This window comes from Microcystis sp. M53603_WE2 (assembly GCF_030065435.1).
The window spans coordinates 1-4,309 of the sequence record NZ_JASJFF010000534.1 but is presented as its reverse complement, the minus strand read 5'-3'; the positions used below and the strand labels follow the sequence as shown (position 1 = coordinate 4,309).

The window sequence follows — 4,309 nt, the reverse complement described above, 5'->3', positions numbered from 1 at the left end:
CCTTCTAGCCTGTGCTATAGAAATTTAGCTATGGAATATTGAATCTCGATTGAACTTACTAAATAAGTCTAGCGGAATTTGGAAAAAATAATTAATCCGAGCGAGAATTTTATTTACAAAAATTTAATTCGATTGATAAGAATTAATTAAGACCATTGATATATCTAGCTTCTAGCCACTTAAAAAGGTTTCCGCAGGAGCGCCGGCGCAGGGGTGATGGGGTGATGGAAGTGGGGAGAAACAACAAAATGAGCCAAGGGTGAGTTTTAGGAATGCGGTTCCTTCCGGCTTGGTAGAATGGACAATATGCTTTCACCCCAAAGTAATGACCAGATCTAAAAAGCCGAAATCACCGAACTCCTCTGATTCGCCCACCTCTCCTACCTTAGCCCTCTCTTCCCTACATTTTCGTCTCCAAGCTTTAGAGGAGGAGCATCAGTGGCTCCTCAAGCAGATTGGCAGAAAGCGCAACGAACTGAAGAAATTCCTCGACCAGATGCGTTCCCTGGCGACGGAGATTTTTCAGAGAGGGCAACCCCTCTATCAAAAACTTACCGACCTCGACCGCGAAATACACGCCCTTTTTGACGAAATCCTCACTGCTAGAAAAATGGGGCAGCAGACAAAAAAAAGGATTCTCGGAATTTACGAGACACTTCAGTTAACGGGGGTGATTAGCCCAAAATTTGACGATGGAGATGAAGAACTTGACGAACTTTTCGGAGACGAAGAGTCGGAAGGATCATCGGAGCAATCCGCGCAGGATTTCTTCTCTGGGGGAGACTCCTATAACCGTCACGATGATGGAACAGAGATATCACCTGAAAGCTCGCCTAAATCTCCTGAATCTAGACAAATACGCCGCACTTTCCTGAGAATGGCCGAGATTTTTCACCCCGACAAGGTTACAGACCCCGAAACTCGGATGCGTCACAACGAGATTATGAAGGAAGTCAACCGCGCCTATAAAGAGGGAGATATTGCCAGACTGCTGGAAATCGAACGACAGCATCAAATGGGGGACACTTTCGAGGTTGAAGGCTCATCGGAAAGCGACCTCAAACGACAGTGCGAGAGGGTTGAAACCAATAACGAACTACTCAAAAAGCAGTACGAGAACCTGAAGAGAGAACTGCGATCGGTGCGAAATACCCCGGAAGGCGAGATGGTGAGGGCCAGTCGCGCTTGTGAGAAGGATGGCATCGACCCGATTGAGCAAATGCTAGAGGAGATGAAATTACAAGTTCAATCCACCGAAAAAATCTATAATTTTGTCCGTGACTTCCGCGATAAAAAGATAACGGTTAAAGAGTTTCTGCGCGGACCGGTCAGGATGGGCAGAAGCCCGGAAGAGATGGAAGACATTCTTGATCAACTTCTGCAGCAACTTCGCGGAATCAGCCGTTGAAGAGAAAAAGCCAGTATTTAGGGTTTGCTGAAAAAGTTTTTCCCGGTGGCCGAGTGTGGGGTTTTACCGATTTTGAGGGAAAAAGTCCCGGAATTTTCCCTCCAATTATTCCTAAAAGGCGATTGTGTCCTCTGGGGGCGAAGCATTCGGGTATAACCTATCGCTGAAACCGTAGATTTCCTGTCCGAATGCTTCGCCCCTACTTTTTCAGCAAGTCCTATTCAATTTAAGATTATGAGTAATCGCCGTTGCACCTATTAACAGACAGTGATTTTTGATCTGCCCTAGAGTATTGCTATCACCTTTGACAAAATCACTAATCGTACAAGTATCGAGTAAAACCAGCACTAAATCACCTCATCTTCTCTAGGTGGGGAAAGTTCCTCTCTATAAGCTTCAAAAACAATAGCATCACTTATACCTTGAAAATTAAGGATAGTTGACGACCATTGAGACTGTTCTTTTGTGGTAATTAAAAGCTGTATTGCTTCTCGAATCAAAGCATTCTGGGATTTGCCTGTAGAGCGAGATAAAGCCTGTAGTTGCTGACTTAATTCATCTTCCAGATCAAGGTTGAAGTTCATAACTTAAATTAAGCAAATAAGTAGCTGGTTATAATTAAATGAAAAATGGACTTTAGGTTCGATCCCCCCTGCCCCCCTTGATAAGGGGGGTGCCGGTAGGCGGGGGGATCCCCCTTGATAAGGGGGCATCTGATAATTTTTAACGCCTACCTACTTAGGGTTTGCTGAAAAAGTTTTTCGTGGGGACAGGGTGTGGGGTGTGGGGTGTGGGGTGTAGGTTTTTACCCATTTTCATCTGGTAAATTACCTAATTTTCAGGGAAAAAGTCCAGGGATTTTCCCCCCGATCCCTCCCAGATATGGGACTTTTTGATTGACCAAAAGTCTAAAAGTCTTACCCAACAAGGTTTTTAGATTTATTTAGCAAACCCTACTTATCAATTAACTTTATTATAACAGGATAACTTCTTTCTTTTCTGGGCTGAGATATTTATCAGCGTTTACTATTCTAATAGCAAACTGACCAGCTTTTTGAGCAACTTTACTACCCATAATATAACACCACCTTCCCAACTGATAACCGATAATTCTTTCATTGTCTTAATAAAATTTAAAATTAACGCCATTTTCTCAAAAAAATCGACCCGCCTAAGAGCGGGAAAGAAAGGAAAAGAGAAAAAATAGGGAATAAGGGTAAAAAGGGAAAAAAGAGAAAAAGGGCTACAAAGTCCTCCCAGCACCGCACACCACCCGAAAACCGTAGTCGCCGCTGTAGTCGCGGCGGTAGTCGTCGTAGCGGGAAGCGGAACGGCAGTTAAATGGATCGATGTACCAAGAACCGCCCCGCAGAGAAGAATGATTATCATACCCATTTTCTGTCCAGACACTGCCATCCCTCGGCGCACCGTCATAGTTATCGTGCCAGGTATCGGCGCACCATTCCCAGACATTGCCGTGCATATCGTACAGTCCGAAGGCATTGGGGGAAAATTGTCCCACAGGAGTCGTTTCTTCTCGATATTCTCCTTTGGGTTCATCAGCGTAGGTTTTGCTGGCATTGTAGTTAGCCAATTCCCCCGTAATGGTTTCCCCAAAGTGAAAGGCGGTTGTTGTCCCCGCTCTACAAGCGTATTCCCATTCCGCTTCACTCGGTAGTCGGTATTCCCGAACCGTTAGTTTCGATAATCTCGCACAGAATTCGATCGCATCGTACCAGTTGACTTGTTCCACGGGTCTATCCCAGCGCGTGGGCGATCCCCCCCTAGCCCCCCCTTCAAAAGGGGGGGAATCGGAAGCCCCCCTTAAAAAGGGGGGTTTGGGGGGATCTTTAAAGTAGGAAGGATCAGGATCAAGGTCTTTTTCTACTTTTAAATCGGTGCGAGAGGCAACTGCTCTCCACTGGGCCTGGGTGACGGGATATTTACCCATGAAAAAGGGGGGGACAGTTACTTGATGTTGAGGACGTTCATCATCAAAACTATCTTTCTCATTTGCTGGTGAACCCATCGTGAAAGTTCCCCCCAGTATGGCAATCATTTCTAGGGTGATGTCGTTGCCCAAATCTTGGGTGAAATATGAGGCTTCAGCCTTTTCTCGTTCGACTTCCTGACCTTTGGCATTTACTTTTACCACATCAAATGTCATTGTGTTGATTTCCCCTAAATGTTATCTCACTTGCCTTTAACCAAACTTTCTAATTCCATTATCTTTCCCTCGACATCAAGCCACTACAGTGGCACCCCTGAGATAATCTTCTAGTTGGCGATCATTGTCGTGACTGAGATTGCCTAGAGGTAAAGTTTCGACGCTAAAAGCTCTCACCTCGCTAACTTCTAATGTATCTTTGATCTGAAAATTCCCCGCCGCTGTCACTTCAATTAACAATGAAATGGAGTGAATGCGCGGATCACGCTCAAAAGAGGAATAAACCCCGACTAAACGCCCTAAACTGACTAAATTTAATCCTGTTTCCTCTTTTAATTCCCTTTGGGCAGTATTAAAAATATCTTCCCCCCAATCGACCATCCCTCCCGGTAGGGCCCATTTGCCGGTGTCTCTGCGTCGGATTAAAACAATTGTACCATCAGCAAGCAGCGGAATCATTGTCACCCCAGTTACAGGATGACGAAAGATAATTCCCATCACACTTTTAATAAAATGCCAAACACGACCCATATATAAAGCTAAAAAATAAAAAAAGGGGACGGGATTACTGGAGTTAGGACTTTTGCCTATTGCCTATTGCCTAACACCTATCCCCCAACCCCTAACAATATCAATCTTGACATCCTCGCCGCCCTAAAAGTGCGGCGATTCCTAAACCTCACGATTTAAGTTTCTGCTTCCACCACCGTCGCATACCACAGTTAAAAAACCAT

At 44.9% G+C, this 4,309-nt stretch carries 3 protein-coding genes and 1 pseudogene; 1 reads left to right on the top strand and 3 read right to left on the bottom strand.

Going from position 1 to position 4,309, the window contains the following annotated elements; all coding sequences use genetic code 11:
• Positions 1 to 325 precede the first annotated feature (325 nt).
• Complete coding sequence (locus PX481_RS11115; RefSeq protein ID WP_288094587.1) at positions 326 to 1,408, top strand: molecular chaperone DnaJ; 1,083 nt, start codon at positions 326 to 328, stop codon at positions 1,406 to 1,408.
• A 347-nt stretch (positions 1,409 to 1,755) separates the two neighbouring features.
• Here PX481_RS11115 and PX481_RS11110 read toward each other — a convergent pair whose 3' ends face one another.
• The 3 genes and pseudogenes from PX481_RS11110 to PX481_RS11100 form a co-directional block, all read right to left on the bottom strand.
• Complete coding sequence (locus PX481_RS11110) at positions 1,756 to 1,992, bottom strand: ribbon-helix-helix protein, CopG family (protein ID WP_288094586.1); 237 nt, start codon at positions 1,990 to 1,992, stop codon at positions 1,756 to 1,758.
• 659 nt (positions 1,993 to 2,651) lie between these two features.
• A pseudogene (locus tag PX481_RS11105) lies at positions 2,652 to 3,584 on the bottom strand (formylglycine-generating enzyme family protein); the annotation flags it as partial.
• Between the two features lie 66 nt (positions 3,585 to 3,650).
• Positions 3,651 to 4,106, bottom strand: coding sequence for an NUDIX hydrolase (locus PX481_RS11100; RefSeq protein WP_002764310.1), 456 nt, complete (start codon positions 4,104 to 4,106; stop codon positions 3,651 to 3,653).
• Positions 4,107 to 4,309 lie beyond the last annotated feature (203 nt).

Excerpts from the sequence above, each read along its gene's own strand:
- PX481_RS11100 (WP_002764310.1), bottom strand. The coding sequence starts at position 4,106 with ATGGGTCGTGTTTGGCATTTTATTAAAAGTGTGATGGGAATTATCTTT.
- PX481_RS11115 (WP_288094587.1), top strand. The coding sequence starts at position 326 with ATGACCAGATCTAAAAAGCCGAAATCACCGAACTCCTCTGATTCGCCC.
- PX481_RS11110 (WP_288094586.1), bottom strand. The coding sequence starts at position 1,992 with ATGAACTTCAACCTTGATCTGGAAGATGAATTAAGTCAGCAACTACAG.